Origin of the sequence: Klebsiella sp. D5A, from assembly GCF_001620885.1 — a bacterium.
GTDB classification, from domain to species: Bacteria; Pseudomonadota; Gammaproteobacteria; order Enterobacterales; family Enterobacteriaceae; genus Klebsiella; species Klebsiella variicola.
In genome coordinates, this window is sequence record NZ_LOAR01000004.1 from 74,135 (window position 1) to 98,471 (window position 24,337).

The following is a 24,337-nucleotide window of genomic DNA, read 5'->3' on the forward strand; positions in this document are numbered from 1 at the left end:
CGATTCCTCTGTAGTTCAGTCGGTAGAACGGCGGACTGTTAATCCGTATGTCACTGGTTCGAGTCCAGTCAGAGGAGCCAAATTCTTGTTTTCATGCATCTTCACGAATCTTTATACGATTTAGATTCAACAGGTTAGCGTGAAAAGTCTTCCTGATGAATTTTCATATTCCCCTCCGCATCGGGCAAGATTGGTGGTCTGATTTGGGGTCATTTCAGTTCGATTATGAAGTGACCACCATATGTCTCTGAACGACGCTAAAATCCGCAGCTTAAAACCTTCCGCTAAACCCTTCAAAGTTTCCGATCCTCATGGACTGTACCTTTTAGTCAATCCAGGCGGTTCACGTCTTTGGTATCTCAAATATCATATTAATGGTAAAGAATCTCGCCTCGGCTTAGGTGCCTATCCCGATGTTTCTCTGGCTTACGCTCGTCAGAGGCGCGTTGAGTGGATAAGGACTGATAGCTTTTTTGTGGAGATGGTACGTCAAATCAGCTACTGCTCCGAAAACGACAGTCCGTTATGCCCTTGCCGTTGTTCTGACTCATGCCGAGATATAGCATCATACCGGACCTCCCGACGTGCCACCACCTTTCATAATTTTGATATAAGTATGGTCATCCACTACGATCCCGTTGGAATTCATTGGGCCGCCCCCCTGGGTGACTGCGCCGTTTATCACCACCTCGCTGTTGATGTGAATGGTGTCGACCTCCACGACAAACTAAGTGATTTTGAGGCTAATATTGTCTGCCACCTGAATCACTATGGATTTGATGCTCCGGACATGCCAGCACCCAGTGGCAGGCTCGTGTTCTAACCAGCCGCCGCCCGGGTTCTGCGTCACGCAGCCGTCCACGGAATCCGAAGGCGGTGCAAACTGTCTGGAGTAAATGGAGGGCAGTACAAACGCAGTTTCGAGACTGCCGTCCATACTCAGAACCACCACCTGCTCATCCGGCGACGGAACACTATGTGCGGGCACCATTGCCGCGCAGCGTCAGCCAGTTAATCCAGTTAGTTTCATATACTGGCGGCCCACAGATTCGGTCACGTGTTTATTATTAACTACCGTAAACCAGCCGTATGCATTCGTGCCTCCAGCTCATCCAGAAATGGCGAACGCCCGAGACACCTCGGGCCGTAGCGACCCTCTACAAAAATGGGATACAGCATATGCACCTCGTCTCGTGCACAGGTCAACTCCACATAGAAAAGACGACGGCTTTGGTACAACCTCACTGGTGTCTCATTACGTCAAGTCAGGTTATCCAGACCCAAGCCGACCATGATGACCACGTCGTATTCACAACCTTTGGCTGAGTGGATCGGCAGCAAATTGAGGTGCTCAGGTGAACCGTCACTACCACACAGGCTCGTAATATCCAACGTCGCTAACGCGCCGCCTTCGGCAAGTACAGCAGTTTGCGATCCAGTTACTCACCCTGATCAGAAAGCGCCGGTTCAGTTGCCAGTAGGGAAACAACGAGACCGTTGCGCAACGACACGACAAAATCGCACGCAGGCTGCTGGTCGGCGCGAAGTGCCCAAAGCAGCCGAGTTAACTTCTGTCCCTCACGTCCGGCGCATACATCATCCGGCCTTGTCCGATGAAATGCCAGATACCACAAAGCAACGCAAAGCCAATTCTCTGGCAAGATCTCCAGCCCCGCTGATATGCATCAATAGCCTCGGTAACGGAAATTCCGGTGGTCCCGGTGTAGAGCCCTCACCTACATCCCTTCAAGCCCTCAACCATACCAAAGCATCATGGAACCAAGGTCGTCGACCGCCTGCGTACGTACCCACTTGCCGGTACCTCAGTGATCTGTACAGAAATATCCACCTTTTGTTGCTGCAAAACAGGCTCGAAAATATCAGCAAGCACATCCAGCAGCGTACCGCTGATCGCCCGCCGCTGCTCATCATCTCCGGCCTTTCCGGACACGGTCGAAACATTCAGGTGGATGAATTCCTGAGGTTCATTGCAGTCACCAATGAAGTAGTCGTCGTACCGAATAAGTCGTGTCTTGACCAAGTCCAGTCGCAATCCGGATACCTCGACGAGCGCCTGATGAAGCCGCTGGATCGCTTCCCTGGCATTAACGTTGTCATCTACTCCTGCGGAATATTCAAGATAAACATGTGGCATGTGCAGATCCTCTGGCTCAATCGAACACCGGCCGGCAATCGCCAGCCGGAGAATGTGCCTGTCAGCGGGTTGGAATAATGGGGAACTTGGGATGTTCCATGGGCATGTCGAGTGTCAATCCGAGCGGGTCAGTACGGTGGTTGGACGCTCCCGTATAGCGTGCAGAAACCGGCAGCCAGAGCGTCGAATACACCCAGCGCGGCGTGTTGGAACTGTTGGCCGGTGCTGCGTGGATGACGTTCATGTCGTGCACAGTTGCATCACCGGCCTTGAGTGAAATAGGTGGCGACATTTCGAACTCATCCAGTACCCACGGGTGCTCGTCGATCAAGGTCACGTCATCACGACGGTTGAAATATCTTCCCAGCATGCCCGCCCGATGACTACGACTGAGAAACTGCATGGTGCCCATCTCAGGCGTGAGATCCACCAACGCAATCCAGATGTTCAAGGCACCTTGCCGATCCAGAGGGTGATGGGGAAAGTCCTGGTGCCAGGGCGTATCTCCACCCGCCTCGGATTCCGGGTTCTTGGCGAACACATGGTCGGAATAAAAACGCACATCTTCCCCCACCAGTTGTGAGGCAATACTGGCCAGCCGGGGAGAGTGGCTGAGCGCCTTTATCTGCGGACAAGTGCTGGAGACTTCATCCCAGCGCGCATACCAGCGGTAGGCATTCTCAATCTGTTTGCCCGGGTCGTTACGGTCTACTGTGCGTGCGACTTCACCCATCCTTGTTCTGGCCTCATTCAGCAACATCTGCACTGTTTCAGCCGAAATAACGTTTTCCAGCTTCATCCATCCGTTAGCCCTAAAATCCAGAATTTGCTGGGAGTTCAGTTGGAAAGGTGTATAGCCTGGATTTGACTCATTTTTCATGACGGTTTGCATGTACAACCTCCATCGTTTTCGGGTTTTTTGAGCATTGCTTCACGTAGCCGATTTCACGGCCAATGGTTGCTTGCGCAGCAACACGAGCGTCAAAGCCCAGCCCACCGCCAACAGCAACGAGGACAGGACGATAACCTGGGCGAATCCGCGGCCAAACTGGGAGGCATCGGCCACGCTGATCAACAAGCTGAAAATTGCCACCCCGATCAGGCCGCCGACCTGGCGCGAGGCGTTAACTATTGCCGAAGCAACCCCGGACTTGTCACTGCTGACGTGGTTGACCGCTGTCGCAGTCAGCGTGGGAACGGTCAGAGATATACCGAAGCCGATAACAAACATCTGTACGGCAATGTCTGCGTAGGGTGCACCGTCTACAAATGGCCACAACGAAACCACGCCCAGCAATGCAATGGCAAGTCCCAACGCCAGCAGCCGTCGCTCGCGCAGCTTGGGTAACCACCTGGCCGCCAACTGATTACCGAAGAACAGGACACCCGTCATCGGTAGGAATGCCAGACCGGTGCTGATCACCGAGTAATGATTGACCTGCTGTAAAAAGATACTGAAGACGAATATCAGTCCGTAAAACACAAAATTCACGATGACCCCCAAGATCGAGGCCAGGCTGAACGCCGCATTGTTGAAGACCGAGAGAGGAACCATAGGACGCGCGGTGCGCGACTCGACCCAGATAAAACCAATCAGTCCGAGCACAAAACACAGTGAGTGGATAATCACTCGCAGGTCAACGCCCCCCTCCCGGCCCAATTCAATGACCGTGTAGGTCAGGTTGGCCAGGGTGAACAACGCCAGGATCTGCCCCCAGAGATCGAACCCTCCTTTATGATTGGGTGCAATACGGGGTGTATTGACCATGCATAGCACGATCCCAATTAGGCCGATGGGCAGGTTGATGAAAAAAATGCTGCGCCAGCCGAACACGCCGATCAGCAGCCCACCAACAACCGGCCCGGCAGCTAGCGCGATCCCGGCAACCCCAGCCCAGAGAGCAATAGCCTTGCTGCGTTCGGCGGGTACTTCATAGGCAATACGCACAAGGGCCAGAGACGTCGGTACCAACAGCGCAGCGCCAATGCCTTGCAGTGACCGAAAGCCGATCAGAATGGGTAATGTATGAGCCAGGCCACAGCCTAGCGAGGCCAGGGTGAACACTGCATATCCCCACAAAAACACCGTTTTGTGCCCAAAACGATCGCCTAATGCCCCACCGGTGAGCAGGAGCGAGGCGAAAAACAAGGTATAAGCGTTAACTATCCATTGCAATTGCAGCACGTCCGTGGCGAACTCGGCTTTGAATCTCTCCAGAGCCACATTGACTACGCTCACATCGAGCAACACCACCACGAAGCCCAGACAGGTGGCAAGAAGCGTCAATGTCTTGTTGTCGGAAGTATTCATTTTCAATTCCTTATTGGATGTTGAGCGCAGTGGGCAATGCGTCAAGTGCCGACTCAACTTGTGACTTGAAGGCAAGCGCCGTCGCTCGATCGACTTTCAGTGAGCTGAAGGCCAGCGCGGCATGCCACGTGCCGTTGAACTTGCCCAAGTGCAGGACGAATTCGTAGTTGCCGCCGGAGCGGTTGACCAGCGTGGAGAACTCAAGAACGCGCCCCCTGGGATGAGTCAAAAAGCGATCCAGCAACCCCGTGTTAGTGAAGGCCAGTGTCGGTCGCACCGTATCTTCTGCTACCGGCCTTTGGTTCGCGGGCTTGCCGGGTTTTGTGCCAAGCAGTGCCTTGTCCTGGGATACCACTCGCGCGTAGCGCTTAATACATCCGGGCAGGTCTAGCGGCTCGTCGCCAAATGTAGCTTCACGCACATCAATCATGCAGGCCTTGCTCAGTGGCTGACCGTGGCTGCCTGGATCACGCAGCGAATAAGCAGTGAACAAATCCACTGCCGGTACACTGGCATGCCGCAGATAGCTGTAAACCAGAACCCCCCCCCAGATAGTGTTGGCGGTGAAACCCGATGTCGCGCGTAAGTGATCGATGCGGTACGCGACATGTGCACTGACCTGCAACCTCACAAAGTCGGCATGGCTGGCTTTTCCCGTCTCTATCGGATACTCACGCCAATACCGCAGACGCAGGTGAAAGGCGCCCGGCTTCTGCTTATCTGAGTTCGACGGGCTCACGCCGAGATAACCGGCCAGGCTGTTAACCAGCCGGGCAGTGCTGTAGCCGTCTGAGATCGCGTGGTTACGCGTCAGGACAATGTGCGTCTGGTTCAGCTCAGGATCAGGAACGACCAGTGCGCGCCAGCACTCTTGATCGCCCAACACCCGATTCAATTCAAGCCTGAGCAATATGTCGGGTTGCAGCGGCGGTTGAGCCGCGCAGGGCGAAGAATGGACTTGCTCTTCAATCTGTACAAACCCGTATTGTTCACCCCCCACAGGAACGATCTTCTGTCGAAGAAAAGGATAGTCAGCGACCAACTGGCTAAACGCCTTCCTCGCCCGAAGGGCACTGACACAGCCTGGCACAGTCAGCAACGAAGTCACCTGGGTGTTACCGTTGCGGTGCAAAAAGTTCTGATGAAAACGTTGTTCAGTTTCATCCAGCAAACGATACGATTGCATGTCCAGCCTCCTGGCAGTGTCTATCGGTCAATGAACTGCATCATTCGCTGCTCATACCGCGCGCCGGCAACGGTCCACTGACCAAGCAGCGCCTCGATCGCATGCAATTGCTCGCCGGTGAGCTCGCAGCCATCGGAGGCAACGTTTTCTTCCAGGTACGCTACCCGCTTGGTGCCGGGGATCACCGCTAAATGCGGGCTGCGCGTCAGCAGCCAGGCCAGCGCGAGTTGCGCGGGCGTCATCCCCCAGGAGGCCGCGAGCGCTATGATCGACTCGGTCAGAAACGTATTGGCGGCAAAATTTTCTTCGCGAAAACGTGGATCCTGCTGACGGAAATCGTTGGCATCGTAGTGGCTTGCGCTGGCGGCTTTGCCAGTCAGAAAGCCCCGACCCAAGGGACAGAACGCCACATAGCCAATGCCCAGCCTTTCCAGAAGCGGCAAGATCTCTTGCTCAACATTGCGCTCCCACAACGAGTATTCACCCTGGATCACTGAAATTGGATGAGTGGTATGGGCTCGCTCAATGGTGCGTGCTCCCACTTCGCAAAGTCCCAGGTATTTCACCTTGCCTTGCTCGACAAAACGCGCCATCGCGCCCACCACCTCCTCAATGGGTATAGAGGGGTCAAGCCGATGCTGGTAAAGCACATCAATGTAGTCCGTCCCCAGCCGCTTCAACGATTCATCGACGACTTTCTGAAGATTGCTGACGGAGCTATCCACGCCAACGATCTGGTCGTCAACGATGCGGAAACCGAACTTGGTAGCGATCACTACCTCCTCACGCCGCCCGGCAAAAGCGCGCTGTAAAAGCCGTTCATTGGTGAACGGTCCATACGCCTCGGCCGAATCGAAGAAGTCCACTCCCAGTTCTATTGCCCGATGCAGGGTACGCACTGATTCGGTGTCATCCGTAGCGCCATACCACTGACTCATCCCCATACAGCCCAGGCCTATACGGCCAACTTGCAACCCCTGCGTGCCCAGCGTGATCTTGGAAACCATCGAATCGCCCTCTTGTGATACAGATCGTTCTACATGTTTTCCAAACTATCGACGCCACGTCAATATCTTTCATAAAAAAATTTACGTTATTTTTCGATTCTTCACATAACTCAATCGTAAAAAAAATTTGATTTAACCAGATAAATCAATGTGTTAAACGCAAATTAAAAATCATTTTCTGACGTTGGATAAAACCTCACCCTTGGATTCAGTCACTTCAAATAACTATTGACGCTTAAATTTCGATCCTATATAAGCCATAAAAGAGACATATCAGTCTCCCTCACCATTCCCTTCCACGAGATCGAGGACGAAAAGTATGGGAAAGTTGGACTCTTGGGTCGGTCATTGGCAGCACCGGGCGCCGACCTTCAAAGCGGAATGCGCCCAGGCGCTGGCGAGTTATCTGGAGAGGCTGGACAAACCCCTCAGGACACAGGAGAACGTGCTGGAGGACATCATTCATGTATGCAATAAGTCACTGTTATGGAAAGAAAATGGCTATTATGTCCACCACTGCAACGGCAGAATCACCCGCACTAACATTCCGGTCATGACCTATGACAGCTTCAGGGAAACCCTGATACGGGAAGGCCAGCAAAAAGGGGGAATACTCAGTTGCAGCCCGGTAGTGCGCTGGCTCAAGACCAGCGGTACTACCGGGCAGTCAAAGCGGATCCCCTATACGCTGCACTGGATCCGTCAGTATCGGGTCCCCGCCATCCAGGCGATGTGGGGATTCTTTGCCCATGACTACCCTGCCCTCCTCGCCAACCCATGGGCCACGCTGGATACCCAGACGGTACGTGACCCGAGCACCGAGTACGTTGAAGGACTGCCGTATCAGGCGATCAGCAACCGGAACCCCTTGGTAGGCAGTGGCGACTGGAATCCGCCCTGGTATGAGGCTCCCTGGTTCACACCATTCCTGGATGCCAGCCATGAACAGAAGATGTATGCACGACTGTTATGGACACTGGGCGAGGATGTAAGGTTGATCACTGCCATCAACCCCAGCACTCTGCTCTCACTACACCATTGCCTGCTGGAAAACCGTGAACAACTGCTACGCGACTTGCATAACGGTACGCTTGCCAGCGGTAGCATACGCGCAGCTAACCCTGCTGCCGCTCGCCGACTTGAGCCCATACTGGCTGCGGACAACGTTGTGCTGACGAATGTGTGGCCCGGACTGGAGCGCTACAGTTGCTGGACAACTGCATCGGCTAAGCTCTACAAACCCCAGTTGCAGCGAATTATGGGGCAGGCGAAAGTGCTGCCGTTCATGTCCTGCGGTACCGAAGGGGTAGTGACCCTGCCGGTGGATGATGATCAAGACAGCCAACCATTGGCAGTGAACCAGGCTTTCTTCGAGTTCATTCCCGTGTCCGTCGACATAGATGCTGTGGTCCGCGACCAGCTGCAGCCGGAAACCCTTGCACTGGACCAACTGAAGGAAGGGGACGAATACCATCTGGTTATGTGGCAGGGCAATGGCATGGTCCGGATGTACACCGGTGACATCTATCGCGTGCATGGTTACTACCGTGGCGTACCGCGTCTCAGCTTCAGTCGGCGTAACGGCGTGATGCACTCATTCACCGGCGAAAAAATTACCGAGACCCAATTGCACGAAGCAATACAGATGTGTGGCATCCCTAATGCCGGGCTGTATCTATGCGCCCCGATCTGGAAAGAGACACCTTACTATGCTGTCGCCATCGAGGCCGGAGGACTGCCCTGCGGTGAATCGGAGATGCTCAGCCAGCTGCTGGATAGTCATCTCCAGGCACTCAATATCGAGTATGAATCCAAACGCACCAGCAAGCGGCTGGGGCAAATAAGAGTCATCACTATCCCTGGTAACGCTATCTCCCTTGCCATCGAGAAGGAGAAAGCCGCCAGGAAAACACTTCAGATCAAGTACAAGCCTTTCCAACCCGACCTGTCCCTGCTGGGCATCCAACATTTCTGACTTTGAGAGGTACTCATGAATATGCATATGTTTCAGCACAACATTACTCGCGAGGTCCACTATCTGGCTCAGGCAAACCGCCGTATGGCTTTGCATGCCTGGCGGCCCATGCGGGTACAAGGCGCCATTCTGTATTTCCATGGGCTGCAAAGCCACGCGGGTTGGCTATGGTCAGTAGGTAATGCATTCGCCAACCTGGGGATCGCCTTCTATGCGCTGGATCGTGAAGGTTGCGGCATCAGCAGCGGCGAGAAACACGGGTTCCCGGATGTTCGTACGCTTCACGAGGATGCACGGGCTGCCATTGACCATATTCGCCGCGAAGTGCCTGACGATGTTCCGCTCTGCCTGTTCGGGCATTGCCTCGGTGGATCGGTACTTGCTGCCATTGCCAGTTGCTCCCACGGTCAGTTGCCCTACGACAATCTCGTCATCTGCTCAACCTGGCTGGGCAAAATGCATGACCGGCTCAGCGAACATGAGCGCGCGAGCATTGACCTGGACGACAGGCAAAGTCTGTGGGACGCCGGACTGAAGGCCGAGGATTTCACAGCCAATCCGCACCTGGCTGAGTTCATACGCAATGATGCGCTGGCCACCACTCACCTTCAGAATCGCGAACGCAAAAAACTGCTGGCACTGGAGAAGGTGTACCTGGCGGCCGATGCCCAACCGATAGACGCCCCCAGCCTGTTCATCTGCGCCGACAAAGATCCGCTTGTGGACGTGAGTTCCACTGTGCGTCATTTTCAGCGCCTGTGCATCAACGGCTCAACCCTGCTGGTCAACCAGGACAAGCATTACCTGTTCTTCACTCCGGCGATGGGCCTGGTCGTGCAGTTCACCGCAGATTTTGTCAAAGCCAACGGACACTATGCTTATGACGCTGCCTGAGATCTATCTCGTCCGCCAACCTATGACCACCCCGTTCACCCATGGCGCCCACCGACGACAAACCTCGGAAAGTGTTGTGCTGCGCTGGACACGTGGCGCTTTCACCGGAATCGGTGAGTGCGCTCCGCGTCGCTATGTGACCGCAGAAGATTGTGAATCCGTGCTGGCAGAACTGCGCAGTATTGATTTCGCGCGACTGGCGCAAGCCCTGGCCAGCGTTGACCCGATCGATCGTGGTCGTGCGCTCTATGAACAAGGCCTGCCATTCTTTCCCGACAAAGCCGTGGGTAACAATACACGTTGCCTGGTTGAGATGGCAGTGCTGGATACTCTGGCCCAGCAAGCTGAACTGCCTCTGTCCTCTTACCTGCTGCATATCACAGCGCCAGCCACGGCAACACGCCGTGTACTGCCTGCCCAGGCTAACATCACCCAAGTACTCGACCTGTCTCAATCGGTGCAGGTCTTCTTTCAGCAACGCAAACCCTTACGTTCGCTGAAGCTCAAGCTGGAGGCCGACCTCCATGCCAATCGCCAGCGTCTGGAAAGCCTCAGGGCATTGGCGCCAACCCTGGAGCTGTATGTCGACCCGAACATGAGCTGGTCAGCCGATCAACTTCACAACAGCGCCCGGCAGTTACGGGATTTAGACGTAGCGCTGTTCGAGGAACCTTTACCTCGGGGAAGCCTGGAGGATTACCGCCAGGCCCGCCGCAAACTAGGTATTGCGATCATGCTCGATGAATCTGTCATCTCACCTTCCAGCCTGGCGCTGGCCTGGAAACACCAGGCGCTGGATGCGGTGAACCTGCGCATCGCCAAATGTGGTGGGTTACTTGCTACGACAAAGATGATTGAGCAATGCCATCACTGGGGGCTGCCGGTTTATCTGGGCGTGCAGGTGGCCGAAGTGGGCCCGCTGATTGCCGCGCACCGCGCATTACTGACGGCCTACGACGGTTTTCTGGCGGTGGAAGCCGGCCAGCACGACCGTTTTTTTGATAGCGACCTGATGGAGCCAATGCCCGCTATTGATCGACAGCACAATGCTATTCCCCTGCCTGTTCCTGCGCGACCAGGCCTTGGCTGCCAGCTGACGCCACACATATTGCCCTTCCAACAGGCCACCGAGGCAGTCAAACACCTCAAAGAGCCACTCAACTCGGAGCGTGCACAATGAAGTATTTTTCCGATTTGCTTGTCGACCTGCTGATCAACCAAGGCATTGAGTATGTTTGCTTCAACCCGGGCGCCTCATTCCGCGGCATTCATGACTCGCTGGTACATCATCCGGCCCCCGAAGTTCCGACTATCCTGATGTGCTGCCACGAAGAAATCTCCGTGGCCATAGCACACGGGTATTACAAGGCCAGCGGCAAGCATATGGCGGTGCTGGTGCACGCCAACATCGGCTTGCAGCACGCAAGCATGGCCATCTTCAACGCCTGGTGCGATCGGGTTCCGCTGCTGGTACTGGGTGGCAACGGCCCCATTGACGCTGCGCTGCGCCGCCCCTGGATCGACTGGATCCATACATCACAGGGCATTGACAAATTGCTCTCCGGCTATACCAAATGGACGGACATGCCCATTTCCCAGGCCGCCACGTTGGAGTCGGTACAACGCGCGCTTAAACTTTGCGCCGCCGAGCCCCACGCGCCCTGCTACGTCGCCATCGACAGCGCGGTTCAGGAGGAGTCGCTGGCTGACGGGCTTTTACTACCAGCCGGCCCGGTGCGCCCAGAACGCCTGCCGGCCCTGGACGACCAGCAACTGTCCGAGCTGGTCGAGCACCTGATGGCAGCGCGACATCCGGTCATCGCCGTAGACTACGCTGCGCTGAATGACAAACAGGCAGACCTGTTACTGGAAGTGGCCACAACCGCAAGTGCTGCAGTTATCTCCCGTAACGGACGTTTCAACGTGCCCAACACCCATCCACTGGTGTTCCAGGACCATGACGCGCACCTCATGGGCGAGTGCGACTTTCTGTTAGCACTGGAAGTCCAGGACCTCTATGGTCTGCTTGCCCATTCCGGGCAGACGCCCCATGCCGGACTATATATTGCGACCCTGGATACCCATTCCCTGCTGATCAGCAGTTGGGTGGCTGATAGCCAGAAACTGGTGTGCGCTGACTTGTCGCTGCATGCCAACGTAGTGGCCTCCATCCCCCGCATCGCACAGGCCGTGCACGCAGTCGCGGAGATGCGTACCGCTACAGCACAGGCACAAGCAAGGGAACGCATCGAACGCATCGCAGCGCATAAACAGAAGCAGCGTCAGGCGTTACTGGCGCACGTTACACAACCCGCCGACGGCCTGACCATTGCTCAGGCACTGATCGCCATTCACGAAGCCATCGGGCACCTCCGCTGGGTACTAACCAATACCGGTAGCGTGACAATCGACACCCTGGTTCGCCAACTCTGGCCGATTGACCGCAGTGAAGCCTACATCGGCATGAGTGGCGGTGCCGGGCTTGGTTATGGTCTGGGTGCAGCCATCGGAGGCGCCCTTGCACACAAGGGCACCGGCAAGCTGTGCATTAACCTGCAATCGGATGGTGACTTACTCTATACCCCGAGCGCGCTCTGGACGCTGTCGGCCTACGACATCCCTCTACTGGTACTGGTCATCAACAATCGGCTGTATCTCAACTCCAAGCAGCATGCCGAACGCATTGCCGACCTGCGCCAGCGGTCAACAGATCTGTCCAACCTGGCCACCGGCTTCCATGACAACGAAGTAGACTTTGTTGCGCTGGCGAAAACCTTTGACCTCTATAGCCCCGGCAGTGCCGACACGCCAGCGGCCATTCAGGAAAAAATCATGGACTGCCTGACTTACATGGAAACCCACGGCAAGCCTGCCTTGCTTGAAATTAAGACGCTCTAGGAGCTTCCCCATATCGATCATTTTCGAATGCGAACGGGACGGCCAGCACTATATCACCTGTCCTTGCACTAACGAGCAGTATGCCCTCTATCCAGTCAACAGCATGTACCAACTGCTTCGGGAAACACCGGCGGGCCAGTATCCCGATGGTCCACTGGCATACCTGCGTGAACAAGGCGTGACACCGCAGAGGGTGGCGGACCTGTCCGGCTTTGACATGCTGCCTTGCCTGCAGCCCCCAGATCCAAGGCACGGGGTGGTGTGCGGCTTTGGCCTGACCCATCAAAGCAAAGTCGCGGTACCGCCGGAACACGACGAGCGGCCCGCGTTCTTTATCAAGGGCTTTGCCGACACCCTTAAACGCAGCGGTGACGTGCTATGCATGAGCCGCGGCGCGCTGTCGGCATGTGAAGAGGCTGAAGTGGTGGCTCTTTTTCTGGTGTCTGAGAACGGCCAGCCGGATTACCTCGGCTACACCTTCGGCAACGACCTGACCGATATCGCCCTGGCCAAATCCAAACGCAACTACCTGGCGTACGCCAAGCTACAGCCCAGTGCCATTTCCCACTTGCTTTATCGGCAACCCCTGCCCGAACTGGTGCAAGGCAGAACGTCCATTTATCGGGCGGGAAACTTGCACTGGGAACAGGAGTTTCGCACAGGACTTTCGTGTCTTTGCTATGACGTCGACGACTTGTTCAACACCTTGTGGCAACACCCGGCGCTGCGCCTACCAGGTACGCTGATCTACCTCTACCTGGGGGCAGATCGCAACAGCGCCGACGCCGGCATCCAGCTGTCCCACGGTGACACTGTGGTATGCGATTTCGAGAGCGGCCCCCGGCTGAGCAACCTTATAGAATGGGAGAACGTCCATGTATAAACGTATCGTGTTGCTGAAAAGCCCAGACACCGCAGCCTTGTCGGTATTGCTTCAGGAACTGCACGGTTTCCCCGGGCATGTTCCCGGCCTTGTGTCGGTGGAAGTCATTGCCGACAGTGGCCACCGTTCCCTTGGCTTTGACCAGGGTTTCATTCTGACCTTTATCGATGAATCAGTACTCCCCGACTGGCGAGAACACCCCTTACACGCCGCGTTTCGCCCAAGGTTACGTGCGTTGTCTCAAATGCTGATTTTCGATTACCCGCACACCACGACGTTGCTGCAGGAGGAAGGTCGCCATGCTAACGTTTGAGCACACCATCCAGGTGCTGGTAATCGGCGGCTCCTCTGGCATCGGTTTTGCCATCGCCAAACTGTTCCATCAACAGGGTGCCACTGTCACCCTGGCAGGCCGCAGTGCAGCACGCTTGCGCCAAGCCGCACAGGATATCGGCTCTGACATTACCATCGAGCCACTCGATGTCATGCAACCGGCAGAGCTGGAGCGCTTTTTCGCCCGGCCGACGCGCTGGCACCACATCATTGTCACGGCAGCCTCGCTGACGTTTGGACCACTGAAAACCGTCTCCCTGGAAGACGCCCGGCGCATCTTCGACAGCAAGTTCTGGGCGGCTTATCACATTGCCCGTCTCGCACAGTTTGACGAACGCGGCTCTCTGACACTGGTCTCTGGGCGGTTTGCCCAGCGCGCTGGACCTCAAACCGCCTTAATCAGCGCGGTCAACTCAGGTATAGAGGGTTTAGCCCGCGGACTGGCCAGCGAGCTGTCGCCGGTACGGGTCAACGTACTGTCCCCAGGTTTTGTTGACACGGGCATGCATCCCGAACCACTGGTACAAAAAATGAGCCAGCGAAGCCTTTTACTCCCCGTCAAGCGCATCGCCCAGCCTGAGGACATTGCTTCGGCTGCGCTTTTGCTCGCCATCAACCCAATGATCAGCGGGACAGTATTGGCCGTAGACGGCGGAGATTCGGTTACTTTCACGTAGTCTTGTAAAGTTCGAATGTAACTCCGACCTCACACTGATATAGACTGATCTGTATCAGTGTGCTATTATTGATAGGTACCTTTGGCATAGTTTTTGTATAAAGCGAAACACCTACCTTACACTGATATGTAAGATTTATATTAAAAGGTTACGGTTTTTAGCCCATCCCAACCTCTAACTTTGGAGTTCTTAAGTTGTCCGTATCGAAGAAACAACATGTTCTGGACACTGCGACTGCCTTATTTTCCCAATATGGTTTTCACCCCGTGGGTGTTGATTGGATCATCGAAGCGTCTGGTGTTGCCAGGATGACGATGTACCGTAATTTCCGTGGTAAGGAAGACTTAGTAAAAGCCGTACTGAGGCAGCGCTCTGACTACCTGACTGAGCAATTAAAGACACGACTTAAGGACAAGCCCAGCCTGGACGAGAAAATCATTGCAATATTCGATTGGCGCGGCCAATGGTTTTGTTCGACTACCTTCGCTGGTTGCCTGTTTGGTCGAGCAGTGGCTGAGTTTCCGGACCACTCAGACATCCGTGAGATTGCCCTCGATTACAAGCGCAAGCTGCACGGCCTGATACAGGACGAAATCGCCCAATACCATCTCCCCGAGACTGCTGCGACCCTCGCGAACTACATCATGATGCTGCTTGACGGGGCGACTGTGAATGCCCAGGCATTTGGCGAAAGTTACTTTGCCGGTGAGGCGTGTGATGCGGCGTTAATGCTGCTTCGATTCAATGCAGGCAAGCAGATTCGCTGAGAGAGGTTTCTACTCCCGTAGCCTGTCATTCCGTATCGCCAGAAAAGACACCAATTCGAGTGGATTTCAGTTATCGATCACCTTGTGGATCAAATTGCACCTGCTGCACTGCAAATTATTGAACACGATATTTGCCGAGCTACAGAAGGCTACGTCTATGCCATGGATACTCACTGTGCTACGTTGCAGGTTAAAAACCATATAACCGCATTCCCTTGCGGTTGTCTGGTTCCGCTCTCAGAGTTTGCCTATCAGATAAGAATGCGCTTTAGAGGCGGCGCTGGCCGGCCGCTTTGAAAATATAGCGCTTGTCGTTTTTCAGCGCTTTCAGCCAGGAAGCAAAGGAGCCACATTTAAAAAGCCTGCTTTCGAGCAGGCTTTTTGCTTTTTTGCGTCGCTGACGTTAACTCAGAATCGCATCCAGCCTGGCAAGCACTTCATTGACAACGGCGTCAGGTATGCGTTCCAGACGCTTGCCGTTCCGGGCCGCCATATCGATAGTTCCAGGCTGGTCGCAGCGAATAACGCCTGTTGTTTTGGTCCCCGCCTCTTCCAGTGAAACCGTGAAGCCTGCTGTACGTGCAAAGTTTCCGCCGCTGGTGACGGGAACCACGACCGGTAGCCGGGTCAGCTTGTTAAACGATGCCTTCGATACAATGAGGACCGGACGTTTTCCACTTTGCTCGTGGCCAGCAATCGGATCCAGTGAAACAAGCCAGATTTCCCCTCTGTCCATTTACAGAATCTCCTTGCCCACCGCAGGCGCATCAATCCATTCCCGATCCTCTTCGCTCATTTCGGCGTGCGGATCGCACTGCGCCAACAGTTCCTCAAGCGAATAATGGGGCCGTTTCTGCGGTTCAATAATCAGGCAGCCATTATCTATAGTCATACCCACTTCGCTGTCTGTCGACAGCTCCAGCGCTTTCAGCACGGCGGGAGGAACCGCCAGCATGATGGATCCGCCAACCTTTTTCAGGCGAGTTTTGTACATAGAGGACCTCCGAATATTATATTTTAATATAACATCCAGGGTGGATTGTGCACAATTACTCATCAGACTCATGTGATTTCCTTAGCGTAATAAACCGTCATCCATCGAACGACAGATCCGGCTGTTTTCAGCGGTGTGATGACCTGTAAAACGGCGACCATCCTGATACATCGGGCACTTCTCGTAGGTCAGGAAGCATTGTGTGCAGGCGAGAACTGATTTCGTTGTAAGAAGGCGATAATAGAAAACTAATTCTGGGGTTCAAAGGATTATGGCGAATCAGATAAATAAAATGCGGCGCTGCTTCCGTATCCGGGTTGCGCTGGAGGAACATCAGCGATAGCGCGAAGGCCAGATTTGCTCAGGCGCGATGCCCTTCCCTGCCGCCTCCCTACGCCCCGAGTATCCTCCGTGGACGCCCCCCAGCTCAGCCTGAAAAAGCCCCCGCCAGTAGGATGAATTCACTGCCGCTTGCGGGTGAGATAGCGTGGATTATCCACGCTATCTAACGTTATACCCGGAGGCACCATGAACCTCAGACAACAGCAACAGCAGGCGTTCGATCGCAGCGGAGAACCCCTTATCGTCGGCGACGTCAGCCATTGCCCGCTGCCACCCGAAACCCTCGCCGCACTGGGCCCCGATTCCCCTTATGTGGTGCAGGTATACGGCTCAGGCCTGACCGGCGAGGTTTACCGGCTGCGCATCGCTGGCAAGGAGTACAATTTAAAAAAACGACGCGCCGTCGCCGGCGTCGCCAACCTCAACGGCCAGCTGTCGTTTTTAAATGAAGTGCAGCGCCGGCAGGCGTTGCAGCGGCTGAAGGATAACCCGGTCACCGCCCCGCGCTTCACCCACATCGTTCCGACGCTGTATGCCGATTATCGCCTCGGCATCCTGCTCTCACCGTGGATCGATGGCGAGCTGATTCACCAGCTGACCCCGCCGCTGATCGCCCAGCTATTTACGACCCTGGAAGCCTGTGAGGAACAGGGGCTGATGGAGTGGGATCTCTGTCGTGGAAATCTGCTGGTGGACCATCAGGAGCAGCTGTGGCTGTTCGATTTTGGCTACATGTATCCCTTCGATCCGCTCAGGGAATTCAACAGCAACGGTCTGGCCGATCCGCTGTTCCACTTTGTCGAGCGCTTTGAGACCCGCTTCTTTTTTAGCTGGCTGATGACCCAGGTTCCCGGCGCGGAGCAGCAGCTGGCGCACTATCGCGATCTGAAGCGGCTGGCGCTCGAAAGCTACCGGCGCAAGCTCGCCTGGCTCCGCGCCCGACAGGCCGCCCCGCAGGTGCAGGCCCATTTTCAGCAGATAACGGCGCGCTGGGCGTCGGCGCTGGCGGACCCAGCCGCGCTGAGGCGGTTATTTGCTGTGGAGGCTTTCCGCTCCCACGTGCTGGATATCGAAGACGATCTGCATGGCCAGTCGTGTACCTTACTCACTCTGCAACGTATCGACTGGGTGATAGGCCAGCTGGAACAGCATTATCGCTTTATCGCCGACGAAGGCGGTCTGTTTTACGATAACGAAGGCAAATCACAGCAGGCGCTGCTCAGCAGCTATGCGCAGAAGAGGCAGCTGGCGCAGCGGTACCTGCAGAACGCCTCCACGCCAGGTTAGCGACGCTCGCGACCCTGCTTCTGCTTCGCCTGGTACATCAGCCGGTCAGCGGTGGCCACCAGCGCGTTGAGACTGGGATGGCTGGCGGGATCGTACTCGACGCAGCCCCAGGAGAACGCCAGCTGCCAGGGGTGAGCCGCCTGCTGGTTGAAACGGGCCACGTTGTGACTGAGCGTCTCCATCGCTGTCGCGGCATCGTGGCGACTGGTATTGGCGAACAGAATGATAAATTCGTCCCCACCCTGCCTGGCGAGGATATCGGACTCACGGAAGGCCGCTTTCATCAAATCGGCGATGGCGATCAGCGCGCGGTCGCCCTCTTCATGCCCCCAGGTATCATTGATGTGCTTGAAGCGGTCGAGGTCGACAAAGGCGAGGCTTACCGGCTCCTGGCGGCGCTGGGCCGTCAGCAGGGCATACTCCGCCAGGGTAAGGAATCCCCGGCGATTAAACAGTCCCGTCAGCTCATCAGAGGTTGCTGCATCCAGCACCTTGAACTCATCCTCCACGATCGCCGCCAGATCGCTTAAGATCTGCATTTCATGGGCGGAAAATGAACGCGGCTGGTGATCCATCAGACAGAACGATCCAACGGTCGCGCCATCCGGCAGTTGCACCGGATACCCGGCGTAAAAGCGGATATACGGCGCCGCAATGACCAGCGGGTTATCGTGAAAGCGCTCGTCCTGCTGCATGTCGTTGACGATAAGCGGGTCGGTTTGCAGGATGGTATGGGCGCAAAATGAAATATCTCTCGGCACCGTGTCCACATCGAGGCCGGCACAGGACTTGATATGCAGGAGATCTTCCCCCACCAGACTGATGGACGCCACCGGCAGGTTATACAGCGAACGGGCAAGCCTGGTCAGGCGATCGAAGCGTTCTTCTTTTCCGCTATTCAACAGCCCGGAAGAGCGTAGCGATTGCAGGCGACGCTGCTCGTCGGGATGAAGTCCGGCTAATTTCATTGTCTCTCTCTTGTCTCTTGCGCAGAATTCTGCCGGGTTTCCACAGAGAAACCCGGCGTTTTATCCTGCCAGGGGGAAATTGTCGTCAGGTATCCCATGAGTTAAGCAGATTTCCCCTGCTCGTCAACCAGCGCGCCCCGGCGACTGGCGACCAGGGCGCTGGCGGAATGCCATTAACGGCACTCTGCCCGGCAAAAGGGGAAGATCAGGCGCGGATAAACGCCAGCAGATCGGCGTTGATGGTATCGGCGTGAGAGGTGTGCATCCCGTGCGGGAAGCCAGGATAAATGATTAGCTGGCTGTTCGGCAGCAGTTTGTCCTGCAGAATGGCTGCATTTTTATAGGGAACCACCTGGTCGTCATCCCCCTGCATCACCAGCACCGGCAAGGTGATCGACTTAAGGTCTTCCGTCTGGTCAGTCTCTGAAAACGCCTTGATACCTTCATAATGGGCCTTGGCGCTGCCGATCATTCCCTGTCGCCACCAGTTCTGGATCGTCCCCTGCGACACTTCTGCCCCGTCACGATTGAAGCCATAGAACGGGCCAGAGGCGACGTCGAGATAGAACTGGGCGCGGTTCGCCGCCAGCGCTTTGCGGAAACCATCAAACACCTCGATCGGCGTACCGCCCGGATTCTGCTCGGTTTTCACCATCAGCGGCGGGACGGCGCTAATTAACACCGCTTTCGCCACCCGCCCCTGCGGCTGGCCGTAGCGGGCGACGTAGCGGGCAACCTGGCCGCCGCCAGTGGAGTGCCCGACGTGGACCGCATTGTGCAGATCCAGATGTTCCACCACCGCCGAAACGTCCGCCGCGTAATGGTCCATATCGTGCCCCTCGCTAACCTGATCGGAGCGGCCATGACCCCGACGGTCGATAGCGATGACCCGAAAACCTTCGGCAAGGAAAAACAACATCTGGTTATCCCAGTCGTCGGCGCTCAGGGGCCAGCCGTGATGAAAGACAATCGGCTGAGCTTCCTTTGGACCCCAGTCTTTGAAGTAAATGTTGACGCCGTCTTGGGTGGTGACAAATGCCATGTTACAGACTCCTCTTTCAGGATAACCAGCCTGCAGGCCCGTGCCTGGGCTGAACGCCGACGGCGGCCGGCAGGAGTGCCGACCGCACAGGAATGTGATGCCTGTAACAGTGTAGAAGAAATTTGTCACCACGCCGGGTGACTTACCCCGCTCGCTTCATTTGCCGCCGGACTCCGTTACGCCGCGCTCTCCTGCTGCCTGATACGCACGATCAGCGCGCCGAGCAGCGACAGGTCCAGCAGCACGGCGAAGGCGAAGCACACGCCGCTGCGCCCGGCCCCGGCGGTGTGTTGGGCCAACAGCGTCGCCGCGATGACAACGACCACGCTCAGCAGCGTTGCGCCATCGATTCTGGGCCCACACTGCGCCGACCGTCCCGCCGCAATCCGCCAGGCGACAGCCGCCCCCGCCCCGCCGCATGCCACGCCCGGCAGCATGGCGGGCCAGTCCTGCCCGCCATACCAGGCCACCAGCGCCAGCAGCCAGCCGGCCGCCGACAGCAGAAAGGCCCAGCGCGTCGCCGCCAGGGGCGAGCGATAAAGCCAGGAATGCCCACGTGTGGATCCCCACCCGGCGCCGAAGGCGGCGATTAGCGCCGTCAGCAGACTCAGCATGCCGGTCACGCCGATAACGGGAACCATGTTTAACAGCAAGGCTCCGGCGGCAAAAGCCACGCTCAGGGCGATGGCGCGGCCACGCGGCTCGATAATCCCCGCCGCGTCCGCGGCGGTGTAGCGGCTTACAACGTGCATAATTGACTCCTGACAGGCGAAGCAGCATGAATTTAATTCATGCCACTGTCTTTACATGCCCGTAGCCTAGCGCCACTATATTGCCTTACACAAACGCATAGTTTTCAGCCATAGATGAGAAAAACTCAGCCATGAAAACACCCCGTCTACCGCCGCTGGGGGCGCTGCGCGCCTTTCATGCCGTCGCCCGCCACCGCAGTTTTAAACAGGCCGCCGGGGCGCTCGGCGTCAGCGCGACGGCAGTCAGCCATCAGATTAAACTGCTGGAGTCGGTGCTGGAGTGCCGGGTTTGCGAACGCAGCGCACAGGGGGTCAGTCTGACTGCCGATGGCGAGATCCTCTACGCCGCCACGCAGCGCGCTTTTAGCGCCCTGGAACAGGCCGTCGTCCAGATCGCTCATGCTCGCCAGCCACCATCCTTAACCGTCACCACCACCTCCAATTTTCTCACCCACTGGCTGGTGCCACGGCTGGCGGACTTTACCGCTCGCTTTCCGGCTATCGACCTGCGTCTGCACACCAGCGTCGAACGGGTGGATCTGCAACTGGGTACCGTGGACGCCGCGATTCGCTATCGTGAAACGCCGGAACCAGACCTGTGCTGTACGCTGCTGTATGAGGATCGTTTTATCGTGGTCGCCAGCCCGTCCCTGGGCCTCGCCCGGCCTGAAGATCTGCAGCGGGTGACGTTGTTTCACGTCGCCAACCGCCGCGTGCCGGCCGACTCGCCAAACTGGGAGAACTGGCGCCGCCGCTATGGGCCGTCGACGCTGAATATTGATGCGGGGTTAACCTTTAGCGATGAGACCCATGCCCTGCAGGCGGCGGTGGCCGGCCAGGGGGTGGTGATCGCCAGCGAACTGCTGGCGCGGGATCTGCTGCAGCGCGGGGTGTTGTCCGCGCCGTTTAGCTGTGCATTACCAGGCGCCTGCTACTACCTGGTCACCACCGAGGCTGCGGCGCAGCGCGCGGATATTATCGCTCTGCGGGAGTGGCTGGTCGGCCAGATGGTATTAGGTGACGGTCGCCATCCGGCGGAAGAGTAGCGGGCTTACCAGCCGCAAACGTTGGTCTCTTCATCGGACTCGTAGCCGCGAACGATATTGATCAGATCCTTCACCGTATCAGCGGCGGTGAGCGGGTCGCGCAGCGCCGCCAGCGAGGAAAAGGTTTTATCAACCGAGACGCCGTTATTATTATTGGTGACGGTTAACACCCACTCCTCTTCTTCATTGCCAGCTGGCAGGTCATCCAGCAGACTATTTACCGCCTCCACCGCGTGCTGCGGAATATAAAGCGCCATCGGTTTGAGATATATTTTTTCGCGTTTTTCCTGACGCTGGCCATTCTCAACTGCCAAGGCATAGCCTTTATTTTCGCTGTTCATCTCTTGTTATCCCTCGATGAGAATTTTCGGATCGACGTAAAAGTCGACATTAAAAACCGTGTCCTCGCTGAGCGCCTCAATACAGTGCCATTTCTCCGGCGGAAAAACGCCAAACTGCCCGGCTTCAATGGTCAGCGTTTCAACAGGCTCGGGGCTGGTTTCATCGGCATAGCCGAGATAGCGGATCGCCCCCTGCATCACCGAGAGACGAGGATAGACGCCCTGCCGGGTGCCGGCATCCAGATGGCGACGCCAGATAGAGGCCGGGGCGGTCTCCCTGGTCCACAGCGGCGTGCTGCGGGTGTGAACGTAATGGGTGGGAATAATGATTCGCTGCATGATGGTGCCTCACTTTACCGTCTCAAATGCGACGTTCAGAAATAGCCTATATGATGCATATCATATACCCCTTTTAAACGCTAAGGATATTATTTTGTTGCTGCTTTTACCGTCTACTCCTTTTTATACCTCTCAGGGATTAGTGACGCGGTAAAATGAAAAAGGCGATTTCAGGATCCTGAAATCGCCCGGGAGAATAAAAGTAAACGCGTTAAAAATTTGTTAGCGCAGCGGACTCGGCTTGCCGATTAAATACCCCTGGACCAGGTCGCACCCCAGCGCCTGCAGCGAGGTCAACTGCTCTTCGGTTTCCACGCCTTCCGCCACAATACGCATATGCAGACTCTTTCCCATACTGATAATCAGGCGAACGATATCCAAATCGTCTTTTTGCTCCGGAATATTGATAACAAACGAGCGGTCAATTTTGATTTTATCGAACGGGAAGTAGCTTAAACGCGACAGAGAAGAATAGCCGGTACCAAAGTCATCAATGGAAATCTGAATGCCCTGCTCGCGCAGCTGGCTGAGAATTTCCAGCGAACGGGTATTCTCATTGAACACGTCCGACTCGGTGATCTCCAGATCCAGGCGTCGCGGATCGAGGCCGGTCTGCTGCAGCACGCCGATAATGGTATCGGTCAACGACGTGTTCATCAGTTGAATCGGCGAAACGTTGACCGAGACTTTTAGCGGCGTCGCCCAACTGGCCGCTTCGGCGCAGGCGGTTTTCAGCACCCACTCGCCGAGGGTATTGATCAGGCCGATTTTCTCCGCGACGGGAATAAACACCGTCGGCGGCACAACGCCGCGCACGGGATGGAACCAGCGAACCAGCGCTTCATAGCCGTAGATTTCACGCGTGACGGTATCGGCGATCGGCTGGTAGTAGACTTTAAATTCGTCATGGGCCAGCGCCTGCAGCAGGTCATCTTCGAACGATTTATTCTCCTGCAGGCGCTGCAGCATGCCCGGCCGGAAAATTTGCACATGACCGCTGCCCTCTTTTTTCGCCTCGTACAGCGCAAGGTCAGCACACTTGTACAGATAATCGGTCCGGCTTTCGCCGTCAGAGATAACGATCCCGATGCAGGCGTCGATATTAATCTGCGCATCGTAGATCTGATAGGGCTGGCTGATCTTCTCCCGGATAACATTGGCGCGCTCGAGGGCCATCTCTTCAGTCAGATCGTAAGAGAGCATCGCGAACTCATCGCCGCCAAGGCGATACAGCGTCTCGGAGGTTTTACGGAAAAAAGAGAGACGACTGGCCAGATCCTGCAGCAGCTTATCGCCAGCATCATGGCCGAGGGTATCGTTCACATCCTTAAAGCTGTCGAGGTCGAACAGCATCACCACCGCGCACCCCTGATAGGGGCGCACCTGGTTGACAATCTCCTGCAACCGCTGCCAGAAAGAGAGACGATTCGGCATACCGGTCAGCGAATCATGGTAGGCATCGTACTGCAGTCGGCGGTTCTGTACCTGCAACTTCTCTTTCGAGGCCTGCAGATCGTTGGCCAGCGTCTTCATGCGCACATGGGCGCGACGCAGGTTATTATTCTGCCGGAGCATCAACAGGCCGAGGGTAATACACATGGCGATCAGCAGAATGGAGATCACCGAGTAGATATAATAAAGATGCTGGATTTTATCATGCGTGATATTAACGATATTAATATCTTGCGTCAGGGTGGCGGCGGCCATTGAGGTCAGGGGGCCATCCAGTTCACTCAACACCGGCAGGATCTGTTTGACCTGCTCCGGCGTCATGGTATCAACTTGTTTATCAAGCAGATGAAGATTACGAATCAGCGTCGCGACCACCGCCTTCCGCTGTTCGCTTTTATTAATAAATTTACCCAGATCGCCCTGCTGCAGGAGTTCGATCTGGCTCATCATGATCTCCAGGCGCAGGCGCACCTCATCGTGGTCCGCCCCTTCGGCCCCGATCGCCATTCCCGCCAGACGAGACTCCAGTCGCATATATTCCGACACCATCTGCGACATTGACCAGGAGTCTGTATAGCGGGTAAATTTTTGCAACTCACTTTGTCGCTCATGCACCAGATAGGTAATATATCCGGTAACAATAAATAACGACAAAATAATAGCCGTGAGTATTCGATTCAAGATCCAA

At 55.9% G+C, this 24,337-nt stretch carries 23 protein-coding genes, 1 tRNA gene and 4 pseudogenes; 13 read left to right on the forward strand and 15 right to left on the reverse strand.

The window, feature by feature from the left end; all coding sequences use genetic code 11:
- Positions 1-4: 4 nt before the first annotated feature.
- Positions 5-80: transfer RNA gene (locus AS136_RS06340), tRNA-Asn, on the forward strand.
- A gap of 161 nt (positions 81-241) precedes the next feature.
- Positions 242-445 (forward strand): annotated as a pseudogene (locus AS136_RS26415) (Arm DNA-binding domain-containing protein); the annotation flags it as partial.
- A 120-nt stretch (positions 446-565) separates the two neighbouring features.
- Here AS136_RS26415 and AS136_RS06345 read toward each other — a convergent pair.
- The 6 genes and pseudogenes from AS136_RS06345 to AS136_RS06370 all read right to left on the reverse strand — a co-directional run.
- A pseudogene (locus tag AS136_RS06345) lies at positions 566-1,028 on the reverse strand (phage baseplate assembly protein V); the annotation flags it as partial.
- Between the two features lie 743 nt (positions 1,029-1,771).
- Entirely contained in the window at positions 1,772-2,155 is a 384-nt protein-coding gene (locus AS136_RS06350) for a 5-carboxymethyl-2-hydroxymuconate Delta-isomerase (protein ID WP_032738873.1), read from the reverse strand.
- A gap of 61 nt (positions 2,156-2,216) precedes the next feature.
- Positions 2,217-3,047, reverse strand: coding sequence for a phytanoyl-CoA dioxygenase family protein (locus AS136_RS06355; RefSeq protein WP_023322922.1), 831 nt, complete (start codon positions 3,045-3,047; stop codon positions 2,217-2,219).
- 39 nt (positions 3,048-3,086) lie between these two features.
- Positions 3,087-4,466, reverse strand: a complete 1,380-nt coding sequence (locus tag AS136_RS06360; protein ID WP_023322923.1) for an MFS transporter — start codon at positions 4,464-4,466, stop codon at positions 3,087-3,089.
- Between the two features lie 10 nt (positions 4,467-4,476).
- The gene (locus AS136_RS06365; RefSeq protein WP_023322924.1) at positions 4,477-5,652 is read right to left on the reverse strand and encodes a condensation domain-containing protein; all 1,176 of its coding nucleotides are present in this window, start codon (positions 5,650-5,652) and stop codon (positions 4,477-4,479) included.
- 20 nt (positions 5,653-5,672) lie between these two features.
- Positions 5,673-6,659 (reverse strand): aldo/keto reductase, encoded by a 987-nt coding sequence (locus AS136_RS06370; RefSeq protein ID WP_023322925.1) that lies wholly within the window; start codon positions 6,657-6,659, stop codon positions 5,673-5,675.
- 319 nt (positions 6,660-6,978) lie between these two features.
- Between AS136_RS06370 and AS136_RS06375 the strand changes: the two genes are divergently transcribed.
- From AS136_RS06375 to AS136_RS06410, 8 genes are all read left to right on the forward strand, one after another.
- Positions 6,979-8,634 (forward strand): GH3 family acyl-acid amido synthetase, encoded by a 1,656-nt coding sequence (locus tag AS136_RS06375; RefSeq protein ID WP_023322926.1) that lies wholly within the window; start codon positions 6,979-6,981, stop codon positions 8,632-8,634.
- Between the two features lie 27 nt (positions 8,635-8,661).
- The gene (locus AS136_RS06380; RefSeq protein ID WP_227538960.1) at positions 8,662-9,528 is read left to right on the forward strand and encodes an alpha/beta hydrolase; all 867 of its coding nucleotides are present in this window, start codon (positions 8,662-8,664) and stop codon (positions 9,526-9,528) included.
- Positions 9,515-10,708 (forward strand): mandelate racemase/muconate lactonizing enzyme family protein, encoded by a 1,194-nt coding sequence (locus AS136_RS06385; RefSeq protein WP_023322928.1) that lies wholly within the window; start codon positions 9,515-9,517, stop codon positions 10,706-10,708. Before AS136_RS06380 ends, AS136_RS06385 begins: the two co-directional genes overlap by 14 nt.
- Complete coding sequence (locus tag AS136_RS06390) at positions 10,705-12,426, forward strand: thiamine pyrophosphate-binding protein (RefSeq protein ID WP_023322929.1); 1,722 nt, start codon at positions 10,705-10,707, stop codon at positions 12,424-12,426. The genes AS136_RS06385 and AS136_RS06390 overlap by 4 nt, the downstream gene beginning before the upstream one ends.
- A 103-nt stretch (positions 12,427-12,529) precedes the next feature.
- Complete coding sequence (locus AS136_RS06395; protein WP_228140419.1) at positions 12,530-13,309, forward strand: sugar transporter; 780 nt, start codon at positions 12,530-12,532, stop codon at positions 13,307-13,309.
- The gene (locus AS136_RS06400; protein ID WP_023322931.1) at positions 13,302-13,622 is read left to right on the forward strand and encodes a Dabb family protein; all 321 of its coding nucleotides are present in this window, start codon (positions 13,302-13,304) and stop codon (positions 13,620-13,622) included. The genes AS136_RS06395 and AS136_RS06400 overlap by 8 nt, the downstream gene beginning before the upstream one ends.
- Positions 13,609-14,319: an SDR family oxidoreductase gene (locus AS136_RS06405; RefSeq protein WP_023322932.1), complete on the forward strand. Its 711-nt coding sequence runs from the start codon at positions 13,609-13,611 to the stop codon at positions 14,317-14,319. The genes AS136_RS06400 and AS136_RS06405 overlap by 14 nt, the downstream gene beginning before the upstream one ends.
- Positions 14,320-14,513: 194 nt before the next feature.
- A complete protein-coding gene (locus tag AS136_RS06410) occupies positions 14,514-15,086 on the forward strand; it encodes a TetR/AcrR family transcriptional regulator (RefSeq protein WP_032738874.1) in 573 nt (190 codons plus the stop codon).
- Between the two features lie 237 nt (positions 15,087-15,323).
- On the opposite strand, the pseudogene AS136_RS28105 reads toward AS136_RS06410, so the two are convergent.
- From AS136_RS28105 to AS136_RS06420, 3 genes and pseudogenes are all read right to left on the reverse strand, one after another.
- Positions 15,324-15,435 (reverse strand): annotated as a pseudogene (locus AS136_RS28105) (DNA primase); the annotation flags it as partial.
- Between the two features lie 54 nt (positions 15,436-15,489).
- Positions 15,490-15,822 carry a type II toxin-antitoxin system PemK/MazF family toxin gene (locus tag AS136_RS06415; RefSeq protein ID WP_023322934.1) on the reverse strand — a complete coding sequence of 111 codons (333 nt, stop codon included), beginning with the start codon at positions 15,820-15,822 and terminating at the stop codon, positions 15,490-15,492.
- Positions 15,823-16,080 carry an AbrB/MazE/SpoVT family DNA-binding domain-containing protein gene (locus AS136_RS06420; protein WP_012541132.1) on the reverse strand — a complete coding sequence of 86 codons (258 nt, stop codon included), beginning with the start codon at positions 16,078-16,080 and terminating at the stop codon, positions 15,823-15,825.
- 528 nt (positions 16,081-16,608) lie between these two features.
- Between AS136_RS06420 and AS136_RS06425 the strand changes: the two genes are divergently transcribed.
- On the forward strand, positions 16,609-17,709 hold the full coding sequence (locus AS136_RS06425) for an AarF/UbiB family protein (protein ID WP_023322935.1): 1,101 nt from the start codon (positions 16,609-16,611) through the stop codon (positions 17,707-17,709).
- Here the strand turns inward: AS136_RS06425 and AS136_RS06430 are convergent.
- The 3 genes from AS136_RS06430 to AS136_RS06440 all read right to left on the reverse strand — a co-directional run bounded on the left by AS136_RS06430 (position 17,706) and on the right by AS136_RS06440 (position 20,471).
- Positions 17,706-18,677 carry a sensor domain-containing diguanylate cyclase gene (locus tag AS136_RS06430; RefSeq protein ID WP_012541130.1) on the reverse strand — a complete coding sequence of 324 codons (972 nt, stop codon included), beginning with the start codon at positions 18,675-18,677 and terminating at the stop codon, positions 17,706-17,708. The genes AS136_RS06425 and AS136_RS06430 overlap by 4 nt on opposite strands.
- Before the next feature lie 205 nt (positions 18,678-18,882).
- Positions 18,883-19,719, reverse strand: coding sequence for an alpha/beta fold hydrolase (locus AS136_RS06435; RefSeq protein WP_008804155.1), 837 nt, complete (start codon positions 19,717-19,719; stop codon positions 18,883-18,885).
- Positions 19,720-19,895: 176 nt separating this feature from the next.
- Positions 19,896-20,471, reverse strand: a complete 576-nt coding sequence (locus tag AS136_RS06440) for a hypothetical protein (protein WP_023322936.1) — start codon at positions 20,469-20,471, stop codon at positions 19,896-19,898.
- A gap of 131 nt (positions 20,472-20,602) precedes the next feature.
- Between AS136_RS06440 and AS136_RS06445 the strand changes: the two genes are divergently transcribed.
- Positions 20,603-21,517 (forward strand): LysR substrate-binding domain-containing protein, encoded by a 915-nt coding sequence (locus tag AS136_RS06445; protein WP_023322937.1) that lies wholly within the window; start codon positions 20,603-20,605, stop codon positions 21,515-21,517.
- 5 nt (positions 21,518-21,522) lie between these two features.
- Here the strand turns inward: AS136_RS06445 and AS136_RS06450 are convergent, their stop codons facing one another.
- Both AS136_RS06450 and AS136_RS06455 read right to left on the reverse strand, forming a co-directional pair.
- Complete coding sequence (locus AS136_RS06450; protein WP_016161436.1) at positions 21,523-21,858, reverse strand: DUF1869 domain-containing protein; 336 nt, start codon at positions 21,856-21,858, stop codon at positions 21,523-21,525.
- Between the two features lie 6 nt (positions 21,859-21,864).
- A complete protein-coding gene (locus tag AS136_RS06455) occupies positions 21,865-22,197 on the reverse strand; it encodes a TehB family protein (protein ID WP_008804152.1) in 333 nt (110 codons plus the stop codon).
- A 97-nt stretch (positions 22,198-22,294) separates the two neighbouring features.
- On the opposite strand from AS136_RS06455, the pseudogene AS136_RS28580 reads away from it, so the two are divergent.
- Positions 22,295-22,423, forward strand: a pseudogene (locus AS136_RS28580) (hypothetical protein).
- Here AS136_RS28580 and AS136_RS06460 read toward each other — a convergent pair.
- Entirely contained in the window at positions 22,420-24,330 is a 1,911-nt protein-coding gene (locus AS136_RS06460) for a putative bifunctional diguanylate cyclase/phosphodiesterase (RefSeq protein WP_023322938.1), read from the reverse strand. The pseudogene AS136_RS28580 and the gene AS136_RS06460 overlap by 4 nt on opposite strands.
- Positions 24,331-24,337: the final 7 nt, after the last annotated feature.

What these genes read in the sequence shown, in the direction of transcription:
- AS136_RS06350 (WP_032738873.1), bottom strand. Translation starts at nt 2,155, where the DNA reads ATGCCACATGTTTATCTTGAATATTCCGCAGGAGTAGATGACAACGTT.
- AS136_RS06355 (WP_023322922.1), bottom strand. Translation starts at nt 3,047, where the DNA reads ATGCAAACCGTCATGAAAAATGAGTCAAATCCAGGCTATACACCTTTC.
- AS136_RS06360 (WP_023322923.1), bottom strand. Translation starts at nt 4,466, where the DNA reads ATGAATACTTCCGACAACAAGACATTGACGCTTCTTGCCACCTGTCTG.
- AS136_RS06365 (WP_023322924.1), bottom strand. Translation starts at nt 5,652, where the DNA reads ATGCAATCGTATCGTTTGCTGGATGAAACTGAACAACGTTTTCATCAG.
- AS136_RS06370 (WP_023322925.1), bottom strand. Translation starts at nt 6,659, where the DNA reads ATGGTTTCCAAGATCACGCTGGGCACGCAGGGGTTGCAAGTTGGCCGT.
- AS136_RS06375 (WP_023322926.1), top strand. Translation starts at nt 6,979, where the DNA reads ATGGGAAAGTTGGACTCTTGGGTCGGTCATTGGCAGCACCGGGCGCCG.
- AS136_RS06380 (WP_227538960.1), top strand. Translation starts at nt 8,662, where the DNA reads ATGTTTCAGCACAACATTACTCGCGAGGTCCACTATCTGGCTCAGGCA.
- AS136_RS06385 (WP_023322928.1), top strand. Translation starts at nt 9,515, where the DNA reads ATGACGCTGCCTGAGATCTATCTCGTCCGCCAACCTATGACCACCCCG.
- AS136_RS06390 (WP_023322929.1), top strand. Translation starts at nt 10,705, where the DNA reads ATGAAGTATTTTTCCGATTTGCTTGTCGACCTGCTGATCAACCAAGGC.
- AS136_RS06395 (WP_228140419.1), top strand. Translation starts at nt 12,530, where the DNA reads ATGTACCAACTGCTTCGGGAAACACCGGCGGGCCAGTATCCCGATGGT.
- AS136_RS06400 (WP_023322931.1), top strand. Translation starts at nt 13,302, where the DNA reads ATGTATAAACGTATCGTGTTGCTGAAAAGCCCAGACACCGCAGCCTTG.
- AS136_RS06405 (WP_023322932.1), top strand. Translation starts at nt 13,609, where the DNA reads ATGCTAACGTTTGAGCACACCATCCAGGTGCTGGTAATCGGCGGCTCC.
- AS136_RS06415 (WP_023322934.1), bottom strand. Translation starts at nt 15,822, where the DNA reads ATGGACAGAGGGGAAATCTGGCTTGTTTCACTGGATCCGATTGCTGGC.
- AS136_RS06420 (WP_012541132.1), bottom strand. Translation starts at nt 16,080, where the DNA reads ATGTACAAAACTCGCCTGAAAAAGGTTGGCGGATCCATCATGCTGGCG.
- AS136_RS06425 (WP_023322935.1), top strand. Translation starts at nt 16,609, where the DNA reads ATGAACCTCAGACAACAGCAACAGCAGGCGTTCGATCGCAGCGGAGAA.
- AS136_RS06430 (WP_012541130.1), bottom strand. Translation starts at nt 18,677, where the DNA reads ATGAAATTAGCCGGACTTCATCCCGACGAGCAGCGTCGCCTGCAATCG.
- AS136_RS06435 (WP_008804155.1), bottom strand. Translation starts at nt 19,719, where the DNA reads ATGGCATTTGTCACCACCCAAGACGGCGTCAACATTTACTTCAAAGAC.
- AS136_RS06440 (WP_023322936.1), bottom strand. Translation starts at nt 20,471, where the DNA reads ATGCACGTTGTAAGCCGCTACACCGCCGCGGACGCGGCGGGGATTATC.
- AS136_RS06445 (WP_023322937.1), top strand. Translation starts at nt 20,603, where the DNA reads ATGAAAACACCCCGTCTACCGCCGCTGGGGGCGCTGCGCGCCTTTCAT.
- AS136_RS06450 (WP_016161436.1), bottom strand. Translation starts at nt 21,858, where the DNA reads ATGAACAGCGAAAATAAAGGCTATGCCTTGGCAGTTGAGAATGGCCAG.
- AS136_RS06455 (WP_008804152.1), bottom strand. Translation starts at nt 22,197, where the DNA reads ATGCAGCGAATCATTATTCCCACCCATTACGTTCACACCCGCAGCACG.